At 64.9% G+C, this 23,220-nt stretch carries 31 protein-coding genes; 17 read left to right on the forward strand and 14 right to left on the reverse strand.

The window, feature by feature from the left end:
* Positions 1-119: 119 nt before the first annotated feature.
* Genes hisA through hisB form a run of 3 tightly spaced genes read right to left on the reverse strand, consistent with a single transcriptional unit; the run spans position 120 to position 2,057 of the window.
* Entirely contained in the window at positions 120-848 is a 729-nt protein-coding gene (gene hisA, locus KUV82_RS13230; RefSeq protein ID WP_219956335.1) for a 1-(5-phosphoribosyl)-5-[(5-phosphoribosylamino)methylideneamino]imidazole-4-carboxamide isomerase, read from the reverse strand.
* Positions 845-1,471 (reverse strand): imidazole glycerol phosphate synthase subunit HisH, encoded by a 627-nt coding sequence (hisH, locus tag KUV82_RS13235; RefSeq protein ID WP_219954711.1) that lies wholly within the window; start codon positions 1,469-1,471, stop codon positions 845-847. Before hisH ends, hisA begins: the two co-directional genes overlap by 4 nt.
* Complete coding sequence (hisB, locus tag KUV82_RS13240; RefSeq protein WP_219954712.1) at positions 1,464-2,057, reverse strand: imidazoleglycerol-phosphate dehydratase HisB; 594 nt, start codon at positions 2,055-2,057, stop codon at positions 1,464-1,466. The genes hisH and hisB overlap by 8 nt, the downstream gene beginning before the upstream one ends.
* A gap of 114 nt (positions 2,058-2,171) precedes the next feature.
* Between hisB and KUV82_RS13245 the strand changes: the two genes are divergently transcribed.
* Genes KUV82_RS13245 through gmk form a run of 3 tightly spaced genes read left to right on the forward strand, consistent with a single transcriptional unit; the run spans position 2,172 to position 3,862 of the window.
* Positions 2,172-2,675: an SspB family protein gene (locus KUV82_RS13245; RefSeq protein ID WP_219954713.1), complete on the forward strand. Its 504-nt coding sequence runs from the start codon at positions 2,172-2,174 to the stop codon at positions 2,673-2,675.
* A gap of 33 nt (positions 2,676-2,708) precedes the next feature.
* Positions 2,709-3,158, forward strand: a complete 450-nt coding sequence (locus KUV82_RS13250; protein WP_219954714.1) for a hypothetical protein — start codon at positions 2,709-2,711, stop codon at positions 3,156-3,158.
* Positions 3,159-3,214: 56 nt separating this feature from the next.
* A complete protein-coding gene (gene gmk / locus KUV82_RS13255; RefSeq protein ID WP_219954715.1) occupies positions 3,215-3,862 on the forward strand; it encodes a guanylate kinase in 648 nt (215 codons plus the stop codon).
* Here the strand turns inward: gmk and KUV82_RS13260 are convergent.
* From KUV82_RS13260 to KUV82_RS13275, 4 genes are read right to left on the reverse strand one after another with little or no spacing between them, the layout of a single operon-like run.
* Entirely contained in the window at positions 3,859-4,755 is an 897-nt protein-coding gene (locus KUV82_RS13260) for an SMP-30/gluconolactonase/LRE family protein (protein ID WP_219954716.1), read from the reverse strand. The two genes, gmk and KUV82_RS13260, sit on opposite strands and share 4 nt — an antisense overlap.
* A 12-nt stretch (positions 4,756-4,767) precedes the next feature.
* Positions 4,768-5,562 carry an SDR family oxidoreductase gene (locus tag KUV82_RS13265; protein ID WP_219954717.1) on the reverse strand — a complete coding sequence of 265 codons (795 nt, stop codon included), beginning with the start codon at positions 5,560-5,562 and terminating at the stop codon, positions 4,768-4,770.
* 16 nt (positions 5,563-5,578) lie between these two features.
* Positions 5,579-6,718, reverse strand: coding sequence for an acyl-CoA dehydrogenase family protein (locus KUV82_RS13270; protein WP_219954718.1), 1,140 nt, complete (start codon positions 6,716-6,718; stop codon positions 5,579-5,581).
* 3 nt (positions 6,719-6,721) lie between these two features.
* Positions 6,722-7,906, reverse strand: a complete 1,185-nt coding sequence (locus KUV82_RS13275; protein ID WP_219954719.1) for an acyl-CoA dehydrogenase family protein — start codon at positions 7,904-7,906, stop codon at positions 6,722-6,724.
* A gap of 179 nt (positions 7,907-8,085) precedes the next feature.
* On the opposite strand from KUV82_RS13275, the gene KUV82_RS13280 reads away from it, so the two are divergent.
* From KUV82_RS13280 to KUV82_RS13320, 9 genes are all read left to right on the forward strand, one after another.
* A complete protein-coding gene (locus KUV82_RS13280; protein ID WP_219954720.1) occupies positions 8,086-8,961 on the forward strand; it encodes an SDR family NAD(P)-dependent oxidoreductase in 876 nt (291 codons plus the stop codon).
* Positions 8,961-10,397, forward strand: a complete 1,437-nt coding sequence (locus tag KUV82_RS13285; protein ID WP_219954721.1) for an MFS transporter — start codon at positions 8,961-8,963, stop codon at positions 10,395-10,397. Before KUV82_RS13280 ends, KUV82_RS13285 begins: the two co-directional genes overlap by 1 nt.
* A 93-nt stretch (positions 10,398-10,490) precedes the next feature.
* The gene (locus tag KUV82_RS13290) at positions 10,491-11,828 is read left to right on the forward strand and encodes an acyl-CoA dehydrogenase family protein (RefSeq protein WP_219954722.1); all 1,338 of its coding nucleotides are present in this window, start codon (positions 10,491-10,493) and stop codon (positions 11,826-11,828) included.
* Positions 11,828-12,913, forward strand: a complete 1,086-nt coding sequence (locus KUV82_RS13295) for a Zn-dependent alcohol dehydrogenase (protein ID WP_219954723.1) — start codon at positions 11,828-11,830, stop codon at positions 12,911-12,913. The genes KUV82_RS13290 and KUV82_RS13295 overlap by 1 nt, the downstream gene beginning before the upstream one ends.
* Positions 12,913-13,992, forward strand: a complete 1,080-nt coding sequence (locus KUV82_RS13300) for a phosphotransferase family protein (RefSeq protein ID WP_219954724.1) — start codon at positions 12,913-12,915, stop codon at positions 13,990-13,992. The genes KUV82_RS13295 and KUV82_RS13300 overlap by 1 nt, the downstream gene beginning before the upstream one ends.
* Before the next feature lie 53 nt (positions 13,993-14,045).
* On the forward strand, positions 14,046-14,870 hold the full coding sequence (dapD, locus tag KUV82_RS13305) for a 2,3,4,5-tetrahydropyridine-2,6-dicarboxylate N-succinyltransferase (protein WP_219954725.1): 825 nt from the start codon (positions 14,046-14,048) through the stop codon (positions 14,868-14,870).
* Positions 14,871-14,950: 80 nt separating this feature from the next.
* The gene (locus KUV82_RS13310) at positions 14,951-15,289 is read left to right on the forward strand and encodes a hypothetical protein (protein WP_219954726.1); all 339 of its coding nucleotides are present in this window, start codon (positions 14,951-14,953) and stop codon (positions 15,287-15,289) included.
* A gap of 19 nt (positions 15,290-15,308) precedes the next feature.
* The gene (locus KUV82_RS13315) at positions 15,309-15,536 is read left to right on the forward strand and encodes a DUF2945 domain-containing protein (protein WP_219954727.1); all 228 of its coding nucleotides are present in this window, start codon (positions 15,309-15,311) and stop codon (positions 15,534-15,536) included.
* A gap of 6 nt (positions 15,537-15,542) precedes the next feature.
* Positions 15,543-15,725 (forward strand): DUF3008 family protein, encoded by a 183-nt coding sequence (locus KUV82_RS13320; RefSeq protein ID WP_219954728.1) that lies wholly within the window; start codon positions 15,543-15,545, stop codon positions 15,723-15,725.
* A gap of 10 nt (positions 15,726-15,735) precedes the next feature.
* Here the strand turns inward: KUV82_RS13320 and KUV82_RS13325 are convergent, their stop codons facing one another.
* Positions 15,736-17,010: a dipeptidase gene (locus tag KUV82_RS13325; protein ID WP_219954729.1), complete on the reverse strand. Its 1,275-nt coding sequence runs from the start codon at positions 17,008-17,010 to the stop codon at positions 15,736-15,738.
* Positions 17,011-17,078: 68 nt separating this feature from the next.
* Between KUV82_RS13325 and KUV82_RS13330 the strand changes: the two genes are divergently transcribed.
* The 3 genes from KUV82_RS13330 to KUV82_RS13340 are packed head-to-tail and all read left to right on the forward strand — an operon-like array spanning position 17,079 to position 18,201.
* The gene (locus KUV82_RS13330; RefSeq protein WP_219954730.1) at positions 17,079-17,369 is read left to right on the forward strand and encodes a DUF427 domain-containing protein; all 291 of its coding nucleotides are present in this window, start codon (positions 17,079-17,081) and stop codon (positions 17,367-17,369) included.
* Positions 17,366-17,803, forward strand: a complete 438-nt coding sequence (locus KUV82_RS13335) for a cupin domain-containing protein (protein ID WP_219954731.1) — start codon at positions 17,366-17,368, stop codon at positions 17,801-17,803. The genes KUV82_RS13330 and KUV82_RS13335 overlap by 4 nt, the downstream gene beginning before the upstream one ends.
* Positions 17,800-18,201 carry a DoxX family protein gene (locus KUV82_RS13340; RefSeq protein ID WP_219954732.1) on the forward strand — a complete coding sequence of 134 codons (402 nt, stop codon included), beginning with the start codon at positions 17,800-17,802 and terminating at the stop codon, positions 18,199-18,201. The genes KUV82_RS13335 and KUV82_RS13340 overlap by 4 nt, the downstream gene beginning before the upstream one ends.
* 6 nt (positions 18,202-18,207) lie before the next feature.
* On the opposite strand, the gene KUV82_RS13345 is transcribed toward KUV82_RS13340, so the two are convergent.
* Entirely contained in the window at positions 18,208-18,459 is a 252-nt protein-coding gene (locus KUV82_RS13345) for an SWIB/MDM2 domain-containing protein (RefSeq protein ID WP_219954733.1), read from the reverse strand.
* Positions 18,460-18,487: 28 nt separating this feature from the next.
* Positions 18,488-19,069, reverse strand: a complete 582-nt coding sequence (locus tag KUV82_RS13350) for a YbhB/YbcL family Raf kinase inhibitor-like protein (RefSeq protein ID WP_219954734.1) — start codon at positions 19,067-19,069, stop codon at positions 18,488-18,490.
* A 224-nt stretch (positions 19,070-19,293) separates the two neighbouring features.
* Here KUV82_RS13350 and KUV82_RS13355 point away from each other — a divergent pair, with 224 nt between their 5' ends.
* Both KUV82_RS13355 and KUV82_RS13360 read left to right on the forward strand, forming a co-directional pair.
* On the forward strand, positions 19,294-20,733 hold the full coding sequence (locus KUV82_RS13355; RefSeq protein WP_219954735.1) for a S41 family peptidase: 1,440 nt from the start codon (positions 19,294-19,296) through the stop codon (positions 20,731-20,733).
* Complete coding sequence (locus tag KUV82_RS13360; protein WP_219954736.1) at positions 20,730-21,068, forward strand: DUF962 domain-containing protein; 339 nt, start codon at positions 20,730-20,732, stop codon at positions 21,066-21,068. Before KUV82_RS13355 ends, KUV82_RS13360 begins: the two co-directional genes overlap by 4 nt.
* Here KUV82_RS13360 and KUV82_RS13365 read toward each other — a convergent pair.
* Genes KUV82_RS13365 through KUV82_RS13380 form a run of 4 tightly spaced genes read right to left on the reverse strand, consistent with a single transcriptional unit; the run spans position 21,065 to position 23,211 of the window.
* Entirely contained in the window at positions 21,065-21,517 is a 453-nt protein-coding gene (locus tag KUV82_RS13365; protein WP_219954737.1) for a DUF3429 domain-containing protein, read from the reverse strand. The genes KUV82_RS13360 and KUV82_RS13365 overlap by 4 nt on opposite strands.
* Positions 21,510-21,863 (reverse strand): hypothetical protein, encoded by a 354-nt coding sequence (locus tag KUV82_RS13370; RefSeq protein WP_219954738.1) that lies wholly within the window; start codon positions 21,861-21,863, stop codon positions 21,510-21,512. Before KUV82_RS13370 ends, KUV82_RS13365 begins: the two co-directional genes overlap by 8 nt.
* A complete protein-coding gene (locus KUV82_RS13375) occupies positions 21,863-22,297 on the reverse strand; it encodes a COG3650 family protein (RefSeq protein ID WP_219954739.1) in 435 nt (144 codons plus the stop codon). Before KUV82_RS13375 ends, KUV82_RS13370 begins: the two co-directional genes overlap by 1 nt.
* A complete protein-coding gene (locus KUV82_RS13380) occupies positions 22,294-23,211 on the reverse strand; it encodes an alpha/beta hydrolase (protein ID WP_219954740.1) in 918 nt (305 codons plus the stop codon). Before KUV82_RS13380 ends, KUV82_RS13375 begins: the two co-directional genes overlap by 4 nt.
* Between the last annotated feature and the right edge of the window lie 9 nt (positions 23,212-23,220).

Genomic DNA, 23,220 nt, shown 5'->3' on the forward strand with positions numbered 1-23,220 from the left:
GAAGCTTTTCTCTCGAAACCCCGTCGGCCACAGCGGCATCATCTGCTGCTTCCTAAATCCATCGAATAAAAGAAAGAGGAGGTATCCCGCCATAGCCACTGAAATGATGGCGAGCCAATTCACGACCTTTCCGCCAATTTCAACGCCGCGGCCAGATCCAGCCGTCCGTCATAAAGCGCCCGGCCCGTAATCACGCCCTCGATCCCCTCGTGCGCGGCTTTGGCGAGCGCTTCGATATCCTCGATCCCCGCGACACCGCCGCTGGCGATGACCGGAATGTCGACTTGCTGCGCGAGACCCACCGTCGCTTCGAGGTTTACGCCCTTGAGCAGACCGTCGCGGCCAATGTCGGTGAACAGCAGGCTGGCAACGCCCGCGTCTTCGAACCGGCGGGCCAAGTCGATCACCGGCACGTCCGACACATCGGCCCAGCCCTCGGTCGCCACCATGCCGTCCTTGGCATCGACCGCTACGACGACGCCGCCGGGATAGGCGCGCGCCATGTCCTTCACGAACTCGGGATCCTTGAGCGCCGCCGAGCCCATGACGACGCGCGCCACGCCCGCCTCGAACCAGCCCTCGACGTCCTCGCGTTTGCGGATGCCGCCGCCCAGCTGGACGCGGCCCGGGAAGGCGGCGACGATTGCCTCGACCGCTTCACGGTTGCGGGCGGACCCTGCGAACGAGCCGTCGAGGTCCACGACATGCAGGTGATCGGCACCGGCTTCGGCAAACAGCTTTGCCTGCGCGGCGGGATCGTCGCCGTAGACGGTGGCGCGGTCCATATCGCCTTCCGCCAGGCGCACGACTTCGCCGCCTTTGAGGTCGATTGCCGGAAAGACGATCAAGGTTTCCACTCCAGGAATTTGCTCATGAGATCGAGCCCGTAGGCCTGGCTCTTCTCCGGGTGAAACTGCACACCCACCAGATTGTCGCGGCCGATCGCGGCCACCATCCCGCCGCCATGGTCGGTCATGGCGAGTACGTCCTCGTGGTGGCGCACCTTGAAGTGGTAGGAGTGGAGGAAATAGGCCTCGCCCTCGACCACAACTTCGTGCCCGCGCGCGTGCGGCATGGGGGCGACATCGTTCCAGCCCATGTGCGGAACCTTCACAGTCGTATCGGTCGGCTCGATCAGGCGCACGGTCCCGTCGATCCAGCCGAGCCCGGCCGTCTCGCCATGCTCGAGCCCGCGCGTCGCAAGCAATTGCATGCCCACACAGATACCGAGGAAGGGCGCACCGCCGACGAAGACGCGCTCGTGCATCGCCTCGATCACGCCCTTCTCCGCCCGCAGCCCCTCCGCACAGGCTTTGAACGAACCGACGCCGGGGAGAACGATCCTGTCTGCTGCGCGCACCACGTCGGGATCAGCGGTGACCTTGACCTGGGCACCGACCTTGCGCAGCGCGTTCTCGACCGAGTGGAGGTTACCGGCCCCGTAGTCGATCAGGGCCACGACTTCACCCACCGAGCTGCCCCTTGGTGCTGGGAATTGCCCCGCCCTTGCGCGGGTCGATCTCGCAGGCGATCCGCATCGCGCGGGCGAAGCCCTTGTAGATGCTCTCGCAAATGTGGTGGTTGTTGGTGCCGTAGAGCAGCTCGATATGCAGCGTGAGGCCACAGGTCTGCGCGACCGAGTGGAACCAGTGCTCGATCAGCTCGGTGTCCCATTCGCCGAGCTTTTCCTGGCTGAAGCCCGCCTTCCATACGAAATAGGGGCGCCCCGAAATGTCGAGCGCCACGCGTGCGAGCGTTTCGTCCATGGGCGAATAGGCGCTGCCGTAGCGCGCGATCCCGCCCTTGTCGCCGAGCGCCTGCGAAAGCGCCTGCCCCAGCGCAAGCGCGCTGTCTTCGGTCGTGTGGTGCTGGTCGACATGCAGGTCGCCATCGACTTTCATCGTCACGTCGATCAGCGAATGCTTGGAGAACTGTTCGACCATATGGTCGAGAAAGCCGATGCCGGTGGAGACATCATATGTGCCCGTCCCGTCGAGATTGACCTCGACCAGGATCTTGGTTTCCGCAGTGTTTCGCTCGATACGGCCTGTACGCATGGCTGCCCCGCTAGAGGGCGAGCGCCGAGCGTGCAAGAAATTGCGCCTTCGTGCAGGGTAAAGCCGCACTTAAAGCGCTTGACCCCGCAAGCCCGCACCGCCACCTAGCGGGGCATGAGCGACGAGACGCCCGACAGCCTGATCCCTTACGATTCCATCGTGCAGGAAGCCCTGCGTGCCGTGGTCGGCCGGGTATTGGGCGAAATCGAACAGGGCGGCGGCGAGCTGCCCGGCGCGCACCATTTCTACATCACTTTCAAGACCCACGCCCCGGGCGTGTCGATCCCGGCGAACCTGCGCGAGCGGTTCCCCGACGAGATGACGATCGTGCTGCAGAACAAGTTCTGGAACCTCAACGTGCGCGAGGACGGCTTTGCGGTCGGCCTGTCGTTCAACCAGGTCCCGGCAGAGCTCGACATTCCCTACGCCGCGATCACCCAGTTCGTCGATCCGGCGGTCGATTTCGGACTCCAGTTCCAGGCGACCGTGGCCGACATGGCCCCTGCCCCGACCGAACATCCCGACAACGACGGTTCGGAACAGGGCGATGAGGACGGCGTTAAAGGGGCAGACGACGGTTCGAACGTCGTGACGGTCGACTTCGGCCGCAAGAAGTAAGCGCCGGGGCGTCCCGGCGAAACGGGGCAAGACATGGCAAAGCTCGGGCTGACCGACGAAGAGGCACCCAATCACCTGACCGACTGGGCCGGCGACAAGCTGGAACAGGTGACCGATGATGCCCCTGGCGAAGATGCACCGGTACCGGGTCCGAGCCCCAATCCCGCGACCAACCTGCTCATCCACGACATTATGCTGCGCAGCGCTGGGCGCCTTTCGCGCATGGCCGTCGAAAAGGCTGTGCTCGGCCGGCAATACGGTAAGGACTTTGCAAAGGATGCGGTCGAGAACCGCTCGCTGATCCACGCGATCGCGGCCTACGGCGTCACCAAGGTAGCGACGAAATCGGTACCCGGCGCCCTGCTGGTGGGATCGGGTCTTGTGTTCAAGGTCCTGTTCGACCGCAGCCAGTCGCGCCGCAAGTCACGCGCGCAGGGCAACCGAACCCTGCGCAAGCAGGCCAAGCCCGACAGCGCAATCTGACGGCAAGCGCGGCTGCGGGGGTTGATTTGGCCGCCCGCCTTGCGGCAACAGCGGTCATGGCCGAATCCACGACCCAATCCGACAAGCTTGCCCGCCGGGGCCTCATGTTCATCCTGTCCTCGCCCAGCGGCGCGGGCAAGACGACGATCTCGCGCATGCTGCTCGAGGCCGATGACGAGATCAAACTTTCCGTCAGCGTAACCACGCGCCCGCCGCGCGAGGGCGAGAAGGACGGCGTGCATTACTATTTCGCCGACGATGCCGAGTTCGACCGCATGGTCGAGGAAGACGACTTCTACGAATGGGCACCGGTGTTCGGCCACCGCTACGGCACGCCCAAGGGCCGCATCCGCAACGCGCTGAAGGACGGGCAGGACTTCCTGTTCGACATCGACTGGCAGGGCACGCAGCAGCTCTACCAGAAGGACCAGCAGGACGTGGTGCGCGTGTTCATCCTGCCGCCCAGCATCAAGGAACTGGAGCGCCGGCTGCGCGGTCGCGGTACCGATAGCGACGAGGTGATCGCCGCCCGCATGGAGCGCGCCCGGGCCGAGATCAGCCACTGGGACGCCTATGACTACGTGGTGATCAACGAGGACGTGAACGCCTGCTTCGCCAAGGTGCGCGAGATTTTGAACGCTGAACGCATGAAGCGCCAGCGCCAGACGGGGCTCATCCCCTTTGTGCGCGAGCTGATGAGCTAGGGCATTCCAGCGTGCGGGGCAGCGACCCTGCACGCGTATATCCGGCCGGCCTTGTCCTTCGCTGCCTGTTCACGGTGCGAGCTTGGCGCGGTGAGCGTGAACAGTGTGCGTCCGTCTGCGCCGCCGAGCATGCAGGCGTAGCAATTGAGACCGTCCGTCTCGACTTGGTCGAGAACCTCGCCGCCCTCGGCAATGCGAACACAGCGCGGAGCGAGCGGGTCGGCAATCCAGATCGCGCCTTGCGCATCGAGACAGATGCCGTCGGGAACATGCGGGGCGGTCTCCGCCCAGAGCCGCCGCTTCAATAGCGATCCATCATCGGCAATATCGAAAGCGGTCAGGCGCGCTGCCAGCGTTTCGCCCACGATTAGCGTCTTGCCATCGGGCGTGATGACCGTTCCATTAGGAAAGCCGAACCGCTCTTCGCCCGCCGCCGAGCGGACGGAGCCATCGGTATCGACAAGCGCGATGGGCGTGGTCGGGTGATCAGCCAGGACGCTTTCAGGGCCGCGCGCCGTCAGCTCCGCGTCGAGATCGAAGCCGAAATTGCCGACATAGGCCCGGCCCTTGGCATCGACGACCATGTCGTTGCACCAGAAGGTCGCTATTCCGGACAGATCGGCATGGCGCTCTAGCCGCCCATCGGGCCAGCGGCGCCAGACTTCCTGCGCCTGCATCTTGACGAACAGCAGCGAACCGTCGGGCATCCAGCCGAGACCGGAGGATTGCTCCTCGCCGTCGAGCTGGAGCTCGACGCGCATGTCGCCGCCGTCTTCGCTCACCGAATAGATCCGGTGCGCGTAGAAATCGGAAAACCACAACCGCCCCTCTCGCCATCGCGGGCCTTCGGCAAAATGGATACCGTCGGCAACGAGGCGCAAGGGGCGGGTCATGGCGTTACTCCATTAGGGCTGGGCGAAGTGGCTCGGCAGCAGCGCGTTGACGATGCCGCCATCCACGGTGAGCGTCTCGCCGATCGTGTAGTCGCCGGCGCGGCTGGCGAGATAGACAGCGGTGCCGCCCATATCGAACTTGTCGCCCACGCGCTTGCTGGGGATGCCGGCAGCAGAGGCTTCCTCATGGTCGCGCGCGGCGCGGTTCATGCTCGAAGGGAAGGCGCCCGGCGCAAGGCTGGTCACGTAGATGTGATCCTTCACCAGGCGAGCCGCCATGCGGCGCGTCAGGTGGATCAGCGCGGCCTTCGAGGCCTGGTAGCTGTAGGTCTCCCACGGATTGACGCGCTGGCCGTCGATCGAGGTGATATTGATCACCTTGCCCGGCTGGTCCGCGCTGGCGGCAGCGGTCAGCAGCTTGTGCAGCTTCTGGGTCAGGAAGAACGGCGTCTTGACGTTCAGGTCCATCACCTTGTCCCAGCCGGCTTCGGGGAACTCGAGGTAGTCGACACCCCAGGCCGCGCCAGCGTTGTTGACGAGGATGTCGAGCTTGCTTTCGCGGCTCGACAGCTCTTCCACGAGGTTTTCGATCCCCTCGATGGTCGAAAGGTCGCCCTGGATGCCGATCACGCGGTCACCCAGCTCGGCGCAGGTTTCCTCGATCTCGTGGATCTTTCGCGCGCTGATGTAGACGCGCTCGATCCCGGCGGCGAGGAAGCCTTCGACGATCATCTTGCCGATGCCGCGGCTGCCGCCGGTCACCAGCGCTACCCGGCCCTTGAGGCTGAACAGGTCTTCAAGTGTCATAATATAAATCTCCTGCTCAGTAGCCGCTCATTTCGGCGACGCGGCCGGCGTGGTAATATTGGTCGCCGAGGAATTCCTGCAGCGCACGGTCGCGCTTCATGTAAAGTCCGATGTCGTATTCGTCGGTCATGCCGATGCCGCCATGCATCTGCACGCCTTCGCGCACGGCAAGGCCCGCCACCTTGGCGACCTTCGCCTTGGCGACCGATGCCATGAGGTCGGCCTTTTCGCTGCCGCCATCGACCAGCTGGGCCGCCTTCACGGTCACTGCACGGGCGATCTCGACTTCGGAATAGAGGTGCGAGGCACGGTGCTGCAGCGCCTGGAATTCGCCGATGATCTTGCCGAACTGCTTGCGCTGCTTGATGTAGTCGACGGTCATGTCCATCGCGCCGCGGGCAACGCCCACGCCTTCCGCTGCCGAGCCGACCCGGCCCGCCACCAGCATGGCGTTGAGCACATCGCGCCCGCCATCGACTTCGCCGATCACGGCGTCCCCGTCGAGCTCGACGCCATCGAAGGTGATGTGGCTGGCCATCGAGCTGTCGACCAGGCGCACACTGTCGTGGCTCATGCCGCTTGCGTCCTGCGGAACGGCGAAAAGCGTCACACCGTCGGCATCGTCATCGCTGCCCGACGTGCGCGCAGCCACCACGATCATCTCGCTCGACGCGCCGTAGACCACGAAGTCCTTCTTGCCCGAAAGCTTGAAGCCGTTGCCCGACTTTTCGGCCTTGCAGGCTATGCGTTCGGGGCGGTGCTTGCGGCCTTCGTCGATGGCCACGCCATAGACCTTGTCGCCCGACAGGAGGTCCGGCAGCCAGCGGCCCTTCACGTCGTTGCTGCCGTGCTTCAACGCCGTGGCGGCGAGCACGGAGGAGGACAGGAACGGCGAGGGTGTCAGGTTGCGCCCGATTTCCTCGAGCACGATGTTTGCCTCTACCTGGCCCATGCCGAGGCCGCCATCGTCTTCATCGACCAGCATGCCGGTGAAGCCCATTTCGGCGAACTGCTTCCACAGGGCGTGGCCGAAACCGTCCTTGCAATTGCGGTCGCGCCAGTGGCGCAGCTGGTTCTTGATCGAGCCTTCCTCGGCCATGAAGGCAGAGGCGGTGTCGGCCAGCATCGTCTGGTCGTCGTCGTAATAGAGGGGCATCGATCAGGCTCCCGGCAGGTCAAGAATGCGTTTGGAAATGACGTTGAGCATGACTTCGGACGTGCCGCCTTCGATGCTGTTCGCCTTGGTGCGCAGCCAGTTGCGCGAGGGCTTGCCCCCGCTCGTTTCTTCGCTTTCCCACTCGAGCGCGTGGCTGCCGCCCGCCGCCATGATCAGCTCGTGGCGGCGCTTGTTCAGCTCGGTGCCGGCGTATTTCATCATGTTCGGCTGCGCAGGATGCGCCTTGCCGACCTTGATCTCGTCGAGGAACTTCTCGCCCATTGCACCATAGGCGAGCGCGTCAACATCGAACTGCGCCAGTTCAGCGCGCAGCACGGGATCGATCTCGCCGTTGGCGCGTGTCAGCGCAGCACCGATCGTGCCGGTGTTGCCGCCGTCGGCGCCCGAGATCATCTCGCGTTCGTGGCCGAGCAGGTATTTCGCCACATCCCAGCCGCGGTTCACCTCGCCGACCTGTGCCGGGATGTCCTCGCCATAGCTCTTGGGCACCTTCACATCGTCGAAGAAGGTTTCACAGAAGGGCGAACTGCCGCTGATCAGCAGGATCGGCTTGGTCGACACGCCTTCGCTCGCCATGTCGTACAGCATGAAGGTGATGCCCTGGTACTTGTTGTCCTTGTCGGTGCGGACCAGGCAAAAGATCCAGTCGGCCTTGTCGGCGTAGGAGGTCCAGATCTTCTGGCCGTTGACGACCCAGTGGTCGCCCTTGTCTTCACCGAAGGTCTGCAGGCTCACGAGGTCCGAGCCGCTACCCGGCTCCGAGTAACCCTGGCACCAGCGGATTTCGCCGCGGGCGATTTCGTTGAGGAAGCGCTGCTTCTGGCCTTCGGTGCCGAAGTGCAGCAGCGCCGGGCCGAGCATCCAGATGCCGAAGCTCGACAGCGGCGGGCGCGCTCCGATGGCAGCCATTTCCTGGCGCAGCACCTTGGCTTCGGCCGGCGAAAGGCCGGCGCCGCCGTATTCCTTGGGCCATGCGGGAACCGTGTAGCCCTTGTCGCGGCAGACCTCGAACCAGGCCTTCTGCGCATCGTTCTTGAACGTCGCCTTGCGGCCGCCCCAGTAAATGTCGTCCTCGTCGCGGACGGGCTCGCGCATTTCGGGCGGGCAATTGGCTTCGAGCCACGCGCGGGTTTCTGCGCGGAAGGCTTCCAGGTCGCTGTCGGACATGATCCGAATCCTCTCTCTTTTGAAGCTGCGGTATGTTGACGCTTACGTTAGGGCGATTCGTGGGGGACGCGCAAGGCCGTCCGCGACGGCCCGCATTGCCGTAACGTCAGCCGGAATGCGTTGACGCCGCGGTACGCTCGCCTAAGCTTGCGGCGGAGAAATTCGGGGAGAGAGTAGGCATGCGATTCTCGGGCAAGACCGTGGTCATCACGGGTGCGGCGTCGGGTATTGGCGCAGCGGCAACCGCCTTGTTTGCAAGCGAAGGCGCGACCGTTTTTGCAAGCGATATCGACGCCGAAGGCGGCGCCAGGCTCGCGGCAGAAACCGAGGGCGACGTGCGCTTTGCCGAATGCAACGTGTGCTCGCCCGAAGCGATCAAGGCGCTGATGGACCGTGCCGCCGAAGAAACCGGCGGGATCGACACGGTCTTCAACAACGCGGGTGCAGGCGGTGCGCGGCCGGACATTTCCGAGATCGAGCCCGATGAGTGGGACCTTACCATGGACCTGCTGCTGCGCTCGGTAGCGATGGGCATCCGCTACGCCGTGCCGCATATGAAGGGGCGGCCCAGCACGAAGAATGGGGGCGCGAGCATCGTCAACGTGTCGAGCGTTGCCGCCGTCGGCCCCGGCTATTCGCCGACCGCCTACGCCGTAGCCAAGGCGGGTGTCCTGCATCTGACCAAGTGCGCGGCGACCGACCTTGCACAGCACGGCATCCGTGTGAACGCTGTGCAGCCCGGCTTCATCAACACCAACATCTTCACCGCCACGCTCGAAATCCCCGAGGAGATCAAGGAGCAGGCCAAGGCGATGATCGCACAGATGTCGTCCAACGCGCAGCCGGTTGCGCGCGGCGGCCAGCCGATCGACATCGCCAACGCGGTTGCCTTCCTTGCCAGCGAAGCGGCCGGCTTTGTCACCGGAACCTCGATGATCGTCGACGGGGGCCTGACGCTCGGCCCCCGGCACAGCTGGGATCCGGAAGAAGGCGGCGCGTTCGAAGCGCTGCTCGCGCTTGAAGAACAGGTAAAAGCGGCGCAGCAAAACGCCTGATGCCTTTCGTCACCGGTCCCCTGCCGCAGCGCCTGAAGATCATCCACGGCTTTGGCGCCGTCGCTTTCGGCGTAAAGGATTCCGGCTTCAGCTTCTTCCTGCTGATTTTCTACAACCAGGCGCTCGGCATGGACGCCGGCGCGGTCAGCCTTGCGCTGGCCCTGGCGCTGCTCATCGACGCCTTTGTCGACCCCCTGCTCGGCAATCTGTCCGACCGCACCTGGTCGCGCTGGGGGCGCCGCCTCCCGTGGCTCTACGCCGCACCCATTCCGCTGGCCTTTGCCTGGGTGCTGATGTGGCACCCGCCCGGCGGCGGCACGCCGAGCTTCTGGGAGCTGCTCGCGATTGCGGTCTCGGTGCGCGTGCTGCTTTCGGCCTGCGAAGTCCCCTCGGTCAGCCTGCTGCCGGAAATCACAGCCGATTACGACGATCGCACCACGCTGTTTCGCTACCGCTACCTGTTCGGCTGGTGCGGCGGGCTGGTGATGATGGTCCTTGCCTATTTCGTGTTCATGCCGGGGGCCGAAGGGCTTTTGCAGCCCGATGGGTACTTCTGGTTCGGGCTGGTCGGGGCGATCCTCATGGTCATCTCCGTGCTTGGGTCCGCGCTGGGCCAGCACAGCCTTGTCGCCGGCTATCCCGAGACCCGCCCGCCGCCCTTTAGCTGGCGCGGTGCCTTTGGCGAGATCTTCGACGCCTTTAGCGAACGCGCCTTCCTGATCTTCGCGGCCGGCGCATTGGCCGCCTACATCAGCCAGGGCCTGACCTTCTCGCTGACCAATTACGTCAACATCTTCGTATGGCAGTTCGATACGACCGAGCTGCGCATCTTCCCGGTGATCCTGTTCCTGTCGGTGATCGCGATGTTCTTCATCGTCGGGCCGATGCACCGCCGCTGGGGCAAGCCGAAAAGCGCGGTCATCGGCGCGATCGGGTCCTTCGCAGTGGTCGGCACGCCCTTCATGCTGTTTCTTGCTGGCTTCTGGCCCGAAGTCGGCTCCCCCGCGAGCGCGGCCGCGTTCTACAGCTTCCTGTTCGTGTCCAACACGCTGGGCGTGGTCGTCATGATCTCGGCCAGTTCGATGATAGCCGAGATCGTCGAGGCCTATCAGGAGCGCACCGGGCGCCGGGCGGAAGGCAGTTTCTATTCCGGCAATTGGTTCGTCCAGAAATGCGCCACCGGCGGGGGTATCCTGCTGGGCGGCCAGGTGATTGCCCTGTCGAACCTGCCCGCCGGCGCCTCCCCCGAAACCGTGTCCCCCGATGTCGTGAGCACGATCATCTGGCTCTATTGCGGATCGATCAGCGTGCTGGGCTGCATTGCCGCCTTCTGGCTTGGCCGTTTCCCGATCGACCGGGCCCAGCACGAAGCCCGCCTGGCCGCGCTCGATGCCGCCGCGCGCGCCGATGTCGACGCCGCCGTCACGCCGCCCTGATGGCGCGGCCCACCCGATTTACACTTGGCGCGAGCGCGCAGCCGTGCCAGTTTCCTGAAGCAACGGAATCAAAGAGAGAAGAGGACGAATACGATGGATTTTGAACCGACAGAACGGCAAGCCTACTGGCGCGACCGGGTGAAGAACTTCATCGAGGAGCACATTCGTCCCGCGGTGCCGACCTACAAGCAGCAGGACGCCGAGGGCGACCGCTGGAAGGTCATTCCGGTCGTGGAGGAGCTCAAGGCCAAGGCCAAGAAGGAAGGTATCTGGAACCTCTTCATGCCGCCGCGCAACGACGGCCATCACCATGTCGACGAGACCTACGAATTCGAAGGCCCGGGCCTCACCAACCTCGAATACGCGCTCTGCGCGGAGGAAATGGGCCGCGTGGGCTTCGCCTCGGAAGTGTTCAACTGCTCCGCGCCCGACACCGGCAACATGGAAGTGTTCCACCGCTACGGCACGCGCGAACAGAAGGACAAGTGGCTGACCCCGATCATGAACGGCGAGATCCGCTCCGCCTTCCTCATGACCGAACCCTTCACCGCCTCCTCGGATGCCACCAACATCGAAACCCGCATCGACCGCGACGGTGACGAGTACGTCATCAACGGCCGCAAGTGGTGGTCCTCAGGGCTAGGCGATCCGCGCTGCAAGGTCGCGATCGTGATGGGCAAGACCGATTTCTCGGCCGGGCGCCACGCCGCCCAGTCGATGCTGCTCATGCCGCTCGAAGACACGCCGGGCGTCAACATCATCCGTCACCTGCCCGTGTTCGGCTATGACGATGCGCCGCACGGCCACATGGAAGTCGAGATGAAGGACGTTCGCGTCCCGGTCGACAACATGCTGCTGGGCGAAGGCCGCGGCTTCGAGATCGCGCAGGGCCGCCTCGGCCCGGGCCGTATCCACCACTGCATGCGCACCATCGGCGTCGCCGAAGAAGCGCTGCACAAGATGTGCAAGCGCCTCCAGGAGCGCGAAGCCTTCGGCAAGCCGATCTACAAGCATTCGGTCTGGGAAGAGCGCGTTGCGCGCGCCCGTATCGACATCGACATGACGCGCCTGCTCTGCCTCAAGGCGGCCGACATGATGGACAAGGTCGGCAACAAGTCGGCCAAGCAGGAAATCGCGATGATCAAGGTCCAGGCGCCGAACATGGCCCTCAAGATCATCGACGATGCGATCCAGGCCCATGGCGGCGGCGGCGTTTCCGAGGACTACGGTCTCGCCAGCGCCTACGCGCACCAGCGCACGCTGCGCCTCGCCGACGGTCCCGACGAAGTCCACGCTCGCTCGATCGCGCGCATGGAGTTCGCCAAGCACCTGCCCGAAGCCGGCCCGACGGCCAACGCCCTGCGCGACGGCAAGGCACCGACTTCGAGCAACGACAGCCTGAGTTCGGGCGACATGGGAGTCGCACGCTAATGGCAAAGGCGGCAATCCTCGAGCAGGTCGGCGGGCTCACCATTGGTGATGTCGAGCTGGCCGATCCGGCCCCGCACGAAGTCCTGATCGACACCAAGGCCTGCGGCCTGTGCCATTCGGACCTCCACTTCATCGACGGCGCCTATCCGCACCCGCTTCCGGCCATTCCCGGCCACGAGGCAGCGGGCGTGGTGCGCGCGGTCGGCAGCGAAGTGAAGACGGTGAAGCCGGGAGACCACGTCGTCTCCTGTCTTTCCGCATTCTGCGGGCACTGCGAGTTCTGTGTCACGGGCCGCATGGCTCTGTGCATGGGCGCAGACACCCGGCGCGCTCAGGATGCCGCCCCGCGCATTACCCGCAACGGCGGCGAGACCGTGGCCCAGATGCTCAACCTGTCGGCTTTTGCCGAACAGATGCTGATCCACGAACATGCCTGCGTCGCCATCGACAAGGACATGCCGCTCGACCGTGCTGCCGTGATCGGCTGCGCGGTGACCACCGGGGCGGGCACGATCTTCAACGCCTGCTCCGTCGTGCCCGGTGAAACCGTGGCCGTCGTGGGCTGCGGCGGCGTCGGCCTTGCGGCGATCAACGCCGCCAAGATCGCCGGCGCGGGCAAGGTCATTGCGATCGACCCGATCAAGGAGAAGCGCCAACTCGCCGAAGTGCTCGGCGCGACGCACACGGTCGATGCCATGGCCGATAACGCGGTCGAGGAGGTCATGAAGATCTCCGGTGGCGGCGTGCACCATGCGATCGAGGCCGTCGGGCGCCAAGCCAGCGCGGACCTGTGCGTCAAGATCCTGCGCCGCGGCGGCACCGCGACGATCCTCGGGATGATGCCGCTCGACTGCAAGGTCGGCCTTGGCGCAATGGACTTGCTCTCGGGCAAGAAGCTGCAGGGCGCGATCATGGGGATGAACCACTTCCCGGTCGACCTCCCGCGCCTCGTCGATTTCTACATGCGCGGCCTGCTCGATCTCGACACGATCATCGCCGAGCGGATCCCGCTGGAGAAGATCAACGAAGGCTTCGAGAAGATGAAACAGGGCACATCGGCCCGCAGCGTGATTGTGTTCGACTGATGGCAGAAGAACAGGCGATCAATTTCGACAAGGAGATGGTCGGCACCATCGAGGTGCCCGAGGCCGACCGCATGGACCTGGACGCGCTGACAGCGTGGTTCGAGGCCAATGTGGAAGGCTACGAAGGGCCGATCAGCTATACCAAGTTCAAGGGCGGCCAGTCGAACCCGACCTACCGGATCGACACGCCCGGCCGCTCCTATGTCCTGCGCCGCCAGCCTTTCGGCAAGCTCTTGCCGAGCGCGCATGCGGTGGACCGCGAATACAAGGCCATGCACGCGCTGGGGCCCACGGGCTTTCCCGTGCCCAAGACCTATGGCCTGTGCGAGGACACGGAGGTCATCGGCTCGAAGTTCTTCGTCATGGGCCTCGCCGATGGACGGTCCCTGTGGAACGGCTCGCTGCCCAACAACACGCCGCAAGAACGCCGCGAAATCTACAACGCGATGATCGATACCTTTGCCGATCTCCACACCAAGAACCCCGAGGAGATCGGACTGGGCGATTACGGCAAGCCGACCGACTATTGCGCGCGCCAGATCAGTCGCTGGTCGAAGCAGTACAAGCTCTCGGAGACCGAGCACATGCCGCAGATGGAGCGGCTGATCGAATGGCTGCCCGAAACGATCCCGCCGCAGCACGAAAGCAGTGTCGTCCATGGCGACTACCGCCTCGACAACATGATTTTCCACAAGACCGAGAACCGCGTGCTCGCGGTACTCGACTGGGAACTGTCGACGCTGGGCGATCCGATCGCGGACTTCAGCTACCTGATGCTCAACTGGCACAACCCGCATGATGGGCGCGCCGGCCTGCTCGGCCTCGACCTTGCAGAGCTCGGCATCCCGACGCAGGACGAGGCGGTCGAACGCTATGTCGCGCGCACGGGCTATCCGGTCCCGCCGATGGACTGGTACTTTGCCTATAACCTCTTCCGCCTGGCGGGCATCATGCAGGGCATCAAGAAGCGCGTGATCGACGGCACGGCCTCTTCGGCTCACGCCAAGTCGATGTCCGAACGCGTCGCGCCGCTGGTAGAGCGGGCCTATCAGTTCGCCAAGGCAGCAGGGATGGACTAGCGCGCCCACGCTGCTAACGAGCGCTCCGTAGACACTTGCGGAGACCAGCCAGCATGAGCGCCGACCTTGAAAGCCGTATCGAAGCCGCGTGGGATGACCGCGCCAATGTGACCCCTGCCAGCACCGATGTGCGCGAGGCGGTGGAAGCTGCGCTGGCCATGCTCGACAGCGGCACCGGCCGCGTGGCCGAGCCCGACGGCAAGGGTGGCTGGAGCGTCAACCAGTGGCTCAAGAAGGCGGTGCTCCTGTCGTTCCGCCTCAACGACAACCGCGTGATGGACGGCGGCAGCGCCGGCCATCCGGCCTTCGACAAGGTGCCGAGCAAGTTTGCCGGCTGGGACGATGCCCGTTTCCGCGAAGCCGGTTTCCGCGTCGTGCCCGGCGCGGTGGCCCGCGAAGGCGCCTATATCGCGCCCGGCTGCGTGCTGATGCCGAGCTTCGTCAACATCGGCGCCTATGTCGGCAAGGGCACGATGGTCGACACATGGGCCAGCATCGGCAGCTGCGCGCAGATTGGCGAGAACTGCCATATCTCGGCAGGCGCCGGTATCGGCGGCGTCCTTGAACCCATGCAGGCCAATCCGACGATCATCGGCGACAACTGCTTCATCGGCGCGCGCTCTGAAATCGTCGAGGGCGTGATCGTGGGCGAAGGCTGCGTCGTTTCGATGGGCGTCTTCATCACCCAGTCGACCAAGATCGTCTACCGCGACACCGGCGAAGTCATCCGCGGCCACCTGCCGCCCTTCTCTGTCGTCGTCCCCGGAACGCTGCCCGGCAAGGATGGAGGCCCCGGGCTCGCCTGCGCCGTGATCGTCAAGACGGTTGACGCCCAGACGCGCGAAAAGACGGGCATCAACGACCTCCTGCGCGACTAGACTTCCGGAACATTCGCCAAGCGCGAACGTAATTCCCCCTGAAACCCGCGGGATCGCGCACATTCAGGGAGTTTTCGAACGTGCATAAAGAAGGCGAAGAAATCCATGTCACCGACACTGAAGCGAGCGGAGGCTCGAAAGAAGGTGTCGTGCGCTGGGTCCTGGCTGGCGGGCTCGTGCTCGCCGTTATTCTTATGTCGCTGGTGTGGATCATCCCCGCGCTGAGCACCGATGCCGTCGACGAAGAAGGCACGGTCAGCGGCCAGATCATGCAGGAGCAGGAAGGCGGCGACGGCACGGATAGCATTGTCGGGGTTCCGGACGAGGAAATCCTGACCGACGAATCGGCCACCATCCCGGAAAGCGCGCAGCCGCAAACCCCGGAAACCGAAGCCGAAATGGACGGGACCGAGAACTGATTTTCAGGAGCAAGGTCGCATGAGCAATTCGAACAGTTTCCAGACCAAGCAGTACGTCCAGTGGGACTGGGGTAACGGCAAGGGCAAGGGCCAGATTACCGATCGCTTCGAGCGCGAGGTCACCCGCACCCTTCAGGGCACCGAAGTCACCAAGGACGGCGACGAGGACAATCCTGCCTACCTGATCAAGCAGGACGACGGCGACGAAGTGCTCAAGCGCGGCAGCGAACTGGAAGCGCAGGACTAACCCGCCATGGCAGACGCCAAGAGCAAGGCCCAACAGCGGGCCGCCGGAGCCGCCCTTTCCGCCAAGCGCGGAGAGACGAAGGTCGGCGACCTGCAAGGCGCTTCGAAACAGATGTACGACAGCATGAGCGAAAGCGAGCTGGAGGACATGGCCTCCACCGATCGCTCGGACCTGCCCGAAACCGCCTGAGCGGCCCGGATCAGCCTTCCGCGTCGCGCGGTTCGCCGGCGGGGTACTCGATCGGCGCCATCGTAGCAGCGCTTTCCGCATAGGCTTCCGCATCGCGCATCACGCGCATCATGTTGCGCGAGGCGATCTTCTCGAGGTCTTCCTGCGAATAGCCGCGCTTGGCGAGTTCCACGAACAGCGCCGGATAGCCGGTCACGTCTTCCATCCCGATCGGGCCGGTCGGCATGCCATCGTAATCCCCGCCAATGCCGATCGCGTCGATCCCCGCAAGATCGCGGATGTGGTCGATATGGTCGGCCATGTCCGAAATCGTCGAAACGGGCGGGCGGTTTTCCGCGTCCCACTTGGCAAGCTGCGCTTCGACCGTGTCGGGGAGCCCCGAGTAAAGCGCTTCGAGCCGCGCGCGTTCGGCGGAGCGGTTGGCGGCGTGCTGGCGCAGGTCTTCGGTAATGAACCAGGGCAGCGCCACCACCATGACGATACCGCCGTTGGCCGGCAGACGGCTGAGCACGCTGTCGGGCACATTGCGAAGGTGGCCGGTCACCGCGCGGGCGCCAGAGTGGCTGAAGATCACCGGAGCGCGCGCTGCATCGAGGGCGTCGTGCATCGCCGCTTCGCTGACATGGCTGAGGTCGACCAGCATCCCGATCCGGTTCATTTCGCGCACCACGTCCATGCCGAACGCGTTTAGGCCGTCGTGCTTGGGCGCATCGGTTGCGCTGTCGGCCCAGCTCAGCGTCTTGCCGTGGGTCAGCGTCATGTAGCGCGCGCCGAGATCGTACATCTGGCGCAGCACGGCGAGGCTGGAGCCGATCGAATGGCCACCCTCCATGCCCATGAGCGAGGCAATCCGTCCCGCCGCCATGGCCTCCTCGACATCGTCGGCGGTGAGCGCGAGCTGCAGGTCGTTGGGATAGCGCGCGATCAGGCGCTTGGTGACGTCGATCTGTTCCATCGTCGCCTGGACCGCTTCGGGCTCGGGCAGGCTGGCGCTGACATAGACCGACCACCACTGCGCGCCGACCTTGCCCTGCCGCAGGCGCACCAGGTCCGAGTGCATCGCGCTGCGACCGTTAACTGCGGTGTCGAGCGTGTCGGTAAAATCGAACTCGTTGATGCGGTTCCCGAAGCGGCCGCGCAGCTGGATCGGCACGTCATTGTGGCCATCCCACACCGGCGCGGCTTCGAGAGCGGCAGCCGCGGTGCGCTCGGCGTCGCTCTGGGCGTGCGCGGGCGCGGCGAGCGCGAGGGCGGCAACGGCGGTCGAAAGCAGGAAATGGCGCATGACGAGGAACCCCTTGATGTTTCGCGGGCTGTCCTAGCAAAGAGGAACGGCAAGGAAAGGCCCCAATCATGACCATGACCGCGCGCTGGAACGGCGAGACCCTGGCCCGGAGCGACGATACCGTCGTCGTCGAAGGCAACCACTACTTCCCCGCAGCCGATGTCGCACGGGGCGTCCTGGTGCCGAGCGAGAAAACCACATATTGCCCCTGGAAAGGCACTGCGAATTACTATTCGATCAACGCAGGCGGCGCCATGAACCCCGATGCGGCCTGGTACTATCCCGAGCCCAAAGAAGCGGCCTCCGAGATTTCCGACCGGATCGCGTTCTGGAACGGCGTCGAGGTCTTCGAGGAGTGAGCGAAGCGCGCGCGCTGATCGATCGCCTCGGGCTCCAGCCCCATCCCGAAGGCGGCTGGTATCGCGAAACCTGGCGCGCCCCGGCAGGCGAAGGCGAGCGCGCCGGTGCCACCGCGATCCATTTCCTGATTGAGGCCGGACAGCGTTCGCACTGGCACCGGGTGGACGCGGCCGAGATCTGGCTGTGGCACGCGGGCGATCCCCTCACCCTGTCGATGGCGGAAGAGGATAGCGGTCCTGTCGAAGCCATCACCTTGGGACCCGATGTCCTTGGAGGCCAAGCGCTCCAGCACGTTATCCCGGAGGGCTGGTGGCAGGCCGCCGCGCCGGCCGCGAGCCTTGCAGGCTATACGCTCGTCTCCTGTGTGGTATCGCCCGGCTTCGAGTTTGCCGGTTTCGAGCTGGCACCGCCGCAATGGGAGCCCGGCGCATGATCCGAACCGTTTTCCGCTGGCTGATCGCCGTGTTCTACGCCTTCGCCGGCTACGCGCATATCGCCGATCCGGCGCCATTCCTCCTCATCACACCGGGATGGGTGCCAATACCGGAAGCGGTGATTTTCTGGACAGGGATTGCCGAACTGCTGGGTGCAGCGGCGCTGGTGCAATGGAAAAGCCTGCCGCTGCGGCGCGCGGGAGCCATCGGGCTCGCGCTCTACGCGGTCTGCGTGTTCCCCGCGAATATCCATCACTTCGCGCTCGACATGGCGCGCCCGGATGGCGGGATGGGACTCGGCTATCACATACCGAGGATGTTCGCGCAGCCGCTCATCATCTGGCTGACGCTGTGGTCCGGCGGCGTCACGGACTGGCCGTTCCGCCGCCGGTCCTGAGCCAGATCAGCTCATGTGCTTCGAGACGGCGCCCGTCATCTTGAACATGGAGATCTGTTCCTTGCCGATCACCGCTCCGAGCTTGTCGTCGGGGTTGATCATGCGCTTGTCCTGCGAATCCTGCAGGCCGTTCGCCTTGATGTGATCCCACACCTTGGAGGTGACCTGTGCGCGGGTCATCGGACCCTTGCCCACGACATTCTCCAGCTCCGGCGACAGGTTCACCGGCTTCTGCAGTGCGTTGTTCTTGCCAGCCATGACTAATCCTTTCCTTGGCTATGCTTCATTATACGTCGTCGAAGCCCTCAGCGTCCCATTCTTCGACCTCATGGCCTTCGAAACGGGCGGTGAGGACCGCGGCGGCGGTCACGTGTCCGTCTAAATTGCGGACCAGTTCCTCATGCGTCGCTCCCGGCATCAGGGTGAGCGGGAGATCGAGCGCAAACAGTTGAAAGACGTAGCGATGCTCTTCGCCGAGCGGCGGATCGGGCAGCAGCCATTCCGAATTGCCCTGGGCGTTCTTGCCGGTGCGCGGTGGCGTTTCGCCCTCCATCAGCTTGCCCTTTTGCGGCGCGAGACCCCAGACGGTCCAGTGGACATGCCCCTTGTCGGCATCCTCGGCCACCAGCACCAGTTCCTGCGAACCCGGAGGCGGCGCAGTCCATTCCAGCGGCGGCGCGACCGAATCTTCCTCGCACGCGGTGAAGGAGGGATCGAGCTCCCCGCCATGCTGGAAGGCCACGCTCGTCAAGGCGAAGCCCGAGCGGCCCAAAACCCGCTCGTCAGCCACCTTTTCCAGCGTGAGTGTGTGCCCGATGGCAGCTCCACCAACAGCCTTTTGAACCCAGGGCGCGACGCCGCTCGACATGCAAACTCCTCTTTTTCGCCCCTGAGGGCGTCTCTCGGCCAACCTTTAAGGCATAGCTGGAGGCGACAAACCATCCCCACGGGGATAAGTTTGCACCGTTTTTACGGATAGAGCGCCCTTGCCAAACGCGGCTTGCGCGCCCTTGCCCTGCCGCTTGGAAGCCGTCATGCTCGCCCAAGGACCGCCAATCGGCGGACTTGCGTGATAACTTGGGAGTGCAGGGAATGAGGCTTGGTCGCGCCTTGTTGAGTGGAACGCTTGCCGTGGCGCTTGCCGCATGTGGCGGTGGCGGCGGTTCTGGCGGTGGGAACACCGCTGGAGGAGGCGGAGGAGGAAGCGCCGGAGGTGGCAACACCGGCGGCGACACCTGTTCGCTGGCAAACAGGCAGAGCTGGGTGCTGGACGAGATGAACGAGTGGTACCTCTTCCCCAGCCTCCTCGACACCAGCGTCGCCCCGGCGAATTATTCGACCGTGCAGGCCTATATCAACGCGCTGGTCGCCCCGGCCCGCGCGCAGGAGCGTGACCGCTTCTTCAGCTTCATCACCTCGATCGAGGAAGAAAACGCGCTCATCAACTCCGGCTCCAACGCCGGTTTCGGCGTCCGGCTGAGCTATGACGAGACCGCGCGCACGGTCTTCGTGGTCGAAGCCTTCGAGAACGCACCGGCCTTTGCAGAGGGGCTCGATCGCGGCACCCAGATCCTGGAAATTGGCGGCCAGAGCGTCGATGCGCTGATGCAGAGCGGCGGGACGCAGGCCGTTGTCGATGCGCTCGGCCCCGGCGATCCGGGCGTCACCCGCACCCTGCGCATCCGCCAGCCCGACGGTACCGAAATCACCGCCACGGTGACCAAGGCCGAATATTCGCTGGACCCGGTCTCCGACCGCTACGGCGCGGTGGTCATGGACAATGGCGGCACGAAGGTCGGCTATATCAACCTGCGCACCTTCATCGTTGCCAACGCCAGCGACCAGCTGCGCGACGCCTTCCAGGCGTTCCGCGCCGAGGGCATCACCGAGATCATCCTCGATTTCCGTTACAATGGCGGCGGGCTGGTGTCGGTCGCCGAAGTGCTGGGCGACCTCCTGGCGGACGACAAGGCCGGGCAGATCTTCAGCAAGACCGTGTTCCGCGCCTCGAAGAGCAATTTCGACGAAACGCGCACCTTTGCGAACGAAACCCAGGCGATCGCGGCCACCAAGATCGCGATTATCGGGACCAGCGGCACGGCTTCGGCCAGCGAGCTGGTGGCGAACGCCTTCATCCCCTTCCTTGGCAACAACATCGCCCTGATCGGGGCAAACACCTTCGGCAAGCCCGTTGGCCAGATCGCCCGCGACCGTTCGGCCTGTGATGACCGCCTGCGGGTGGTCGCCTTCCAGTCGGTCAACGCGGACGATCAGGGCGAATATTACGGCGGCCTGGCCGATGTGATGCCGGTCACCTGCCGTGCCGACGACGACATCCTGACCCCGCTCGGCGATCCGACCGAAGCCTCGATTGCCACCGCGCTCGACTTCCTTGCCGGGCGCAGTTGCACCAGCATCAGCGGTTCGGGCGCGGGCAATGTGGCAAGCGCCGAGCAGCAACCCGGTCGCCGCGAGCTGCTGATGCCGCAGGCTCCTTCGCCGGCCCAGTTCGAGATTCCGGGACTGCAATGACCGACGCCCGCTACACCAGCTTTGCCGAGTTCTGGCCGTTCTACCTGCGCGAGCATTCGCGCCCGGGCACACGCGCGCTGCACTATATCGGCACTTCGCTGGTGGTGGGACTGGCCCTGGCGATGATCGCCACGCAGGAGTGGTGGCTGCTCGCCGCGCTTCCGGTCGCGGGCTATTTCTTCGCCTGGGTTGCGCATTTTGGACACGAGAAAAACCGCCCGGCCACCTTCACCTATCCCTTGTGGAGCCTGCGCGCCGATTTCCGCATGTGGTGGCTCTGGCTGACAGGGCGGCTTGGACCCCACCTCGAAGAGGCGGGCGTTCAGCGCGGCTAGGCCAGCGCGGTCCCCATCGTCAGCAGGCCAAGGCCCAGCGACAGCGGAACGCGCAATCCCATCCACCAGCGCGGCGCGAGCGCGCCCAGCTTGGCGTCCGCTCCCAGGCTGACCAGCAGCGCGCCGCCGAGCATGACGAGCGATGGCTCGGGCCAGGTCCAGCCGAGCGCCCAGGGAAGGAAGCACGCCAGCGCGACAAGGCTGGGCGTGACCGCTGCAATCCAGACCCAGCCGAGCGTCTGCCGCCGCTGGGCTGCGGGCGCGGCCGCCGCAATCCCCCACCAGGTCCCGCCGAGAAAGGAAAGGATCAGCGCCGCATAGCCAAAGGCAATCGCCTGCGCCGCTTCGCGCCACTCGGCAGGGCCGGCCAGCAGGACGGCGAGGCACGCCATCTGCGGCAGCAGCCCGGACAGGCCGAGCCAGCGGGGAAGAGCAGGAACATCACCCATGGCTGCGCCTTTGGAGCAGGAAGATCGCAAAGCCAATCGCGAACAGCAGGTCTCCGGCAACAATGGCGCCAAGCGCCGGATCGCCGCCTCCGAACCAGTGCGTGGGGCCCAGCATTGCGACCACCATCCCCTTGCCGAACAGTCCTGCAATCAGGGTCGCGCCGAAGCGGACCGGATCGCGCGCTACCAGCGCGTAGATGATGCCGAAGCCAATGATCAGGACCGCCCCGATCGACTGGTCCGAGCCCCATGTTGCCTCGAGGAAACTGCCAATCCCGATTAGGAAATTGAACGCGGCAGCCAACCAGAAGAAGATGCGCCAGCCGCGCGGGACCGTCGGTGCCATCAGGGCGCCTCGTCGCCGCTATAGGGCTGGCTGTCGGTCCAGGCGCAGCCCAGCCGCTGCTCACTGCCGAGCAGCAATGTGGCCGTGTAGGGATAGCTGCGGTCGCTCATCCCGTCCGAACATTCGCCCGGCGTGATGGTGAGATCGAAGGCCGAGCCATCGACCTCGCCACTGATGCCAAGGCCGTTGTTGCCGGCAAAACGCTTGACGGCAAACTCGCTGCCGCCCGGGTTGTCGGGCGTGGAATAGGTCGCCATCCCGCCGCCCGCCGCGCCGCCCCAGAAAGGCTCGGTCCCGGTGTAGTGCACGACCTCACCATCGGCGATTGCATCGAAGGTGTCGCCTTGCAGCGACCCGGGATTGTCTTCGGGGGCATCGCCGCAAGCGGCCAGCAGGAAGGCCGGGAGAAGAAAGGCGGTCCGGAAGGGGGTCATGCAGCGGTCCTGTGTTTGCGGATGAAGGCGACCGTTTCCTCGCGCGCGCGCTTGCCCTCGGGAACCGGCAGCAGCATCCACACGTGAAACATGTCTTCGTACTCACGGTAGATATGCCGCGGCATGCCATCATGCGCCAGCTTTTCGGCAAGGCGCCGGCCGTCGACCAGCAGGATATCTGAAGTGCCCGAGAAGATCGCCATGGGCGGCAGGCCCTCGAGCGGGCCGAACAGCGGGCTGACCCTGGGATCGTCAACCGGCAGGTCGCCGCGGTACATATCGCCGCAGGCTTCAAGGCCGCTGACCGCCAGCATGCGGTCCCGCTTCTCGATCGCGCGCTGGCCGTCGGCCGTCGCGGTCGCATCGAGCCAGGGCGAATAGAGCACCAGGCTACCGGGCAGCGGATCGCCGCCCGCCTTGAGCATCTGGGCCAGCGCAAGGCTCATCCCGCCCCCGGCGCTATCGCCCATCACCGTGAGGTTTTCCGCGCCGTATGTATCGGCCAGCTCCTTGTAGAGGGCCAGCATCGCCTCCAGCGTCGCGGCGGCCTTGGTTTCCGGCGCGAGCGGATAGATCGGGACCGTGGCCGAGGCGCCAAGCCGGTCGCACAGGTCCATCACCGTGTCCCAGTGAACCGCGGCGATATCCATCACATAGCCACCACCGTGGAGGTAGAGCAGGTGCGGCGCGCCGGTCTTCGCACCGCCATGCGGCGTGATGGTCACCACCGGATAGCCGCGTTCCGTGTCTTCGGTGATGGCGTAGCGTTTAGACCACTTGGCCTTGGGCCGGATCGGCGCTTCGGTGCGCAGCTTGGCAATCCGCTCGTCGAGCTTGTCGGGCTCGGAAAAGAACTTCTTGATGCCGAGCAGGGGCAAGGCAAGGTTGACGATGCGGGCGCGCAGGCTGGCCATGGCTCCCTC

Origin of the sequence: Qipengyuania flava (genome assembly GCF_019448255.1) — a bacterium.
In the GTDB taxonomy this organism is placed as follows: Bacteria; Pseudomonadota; Alphaproteobacteria; order Sphingomonadales; family Sphingomonadaceae; genus Qipengyuania; species Qipengyuania flava_A.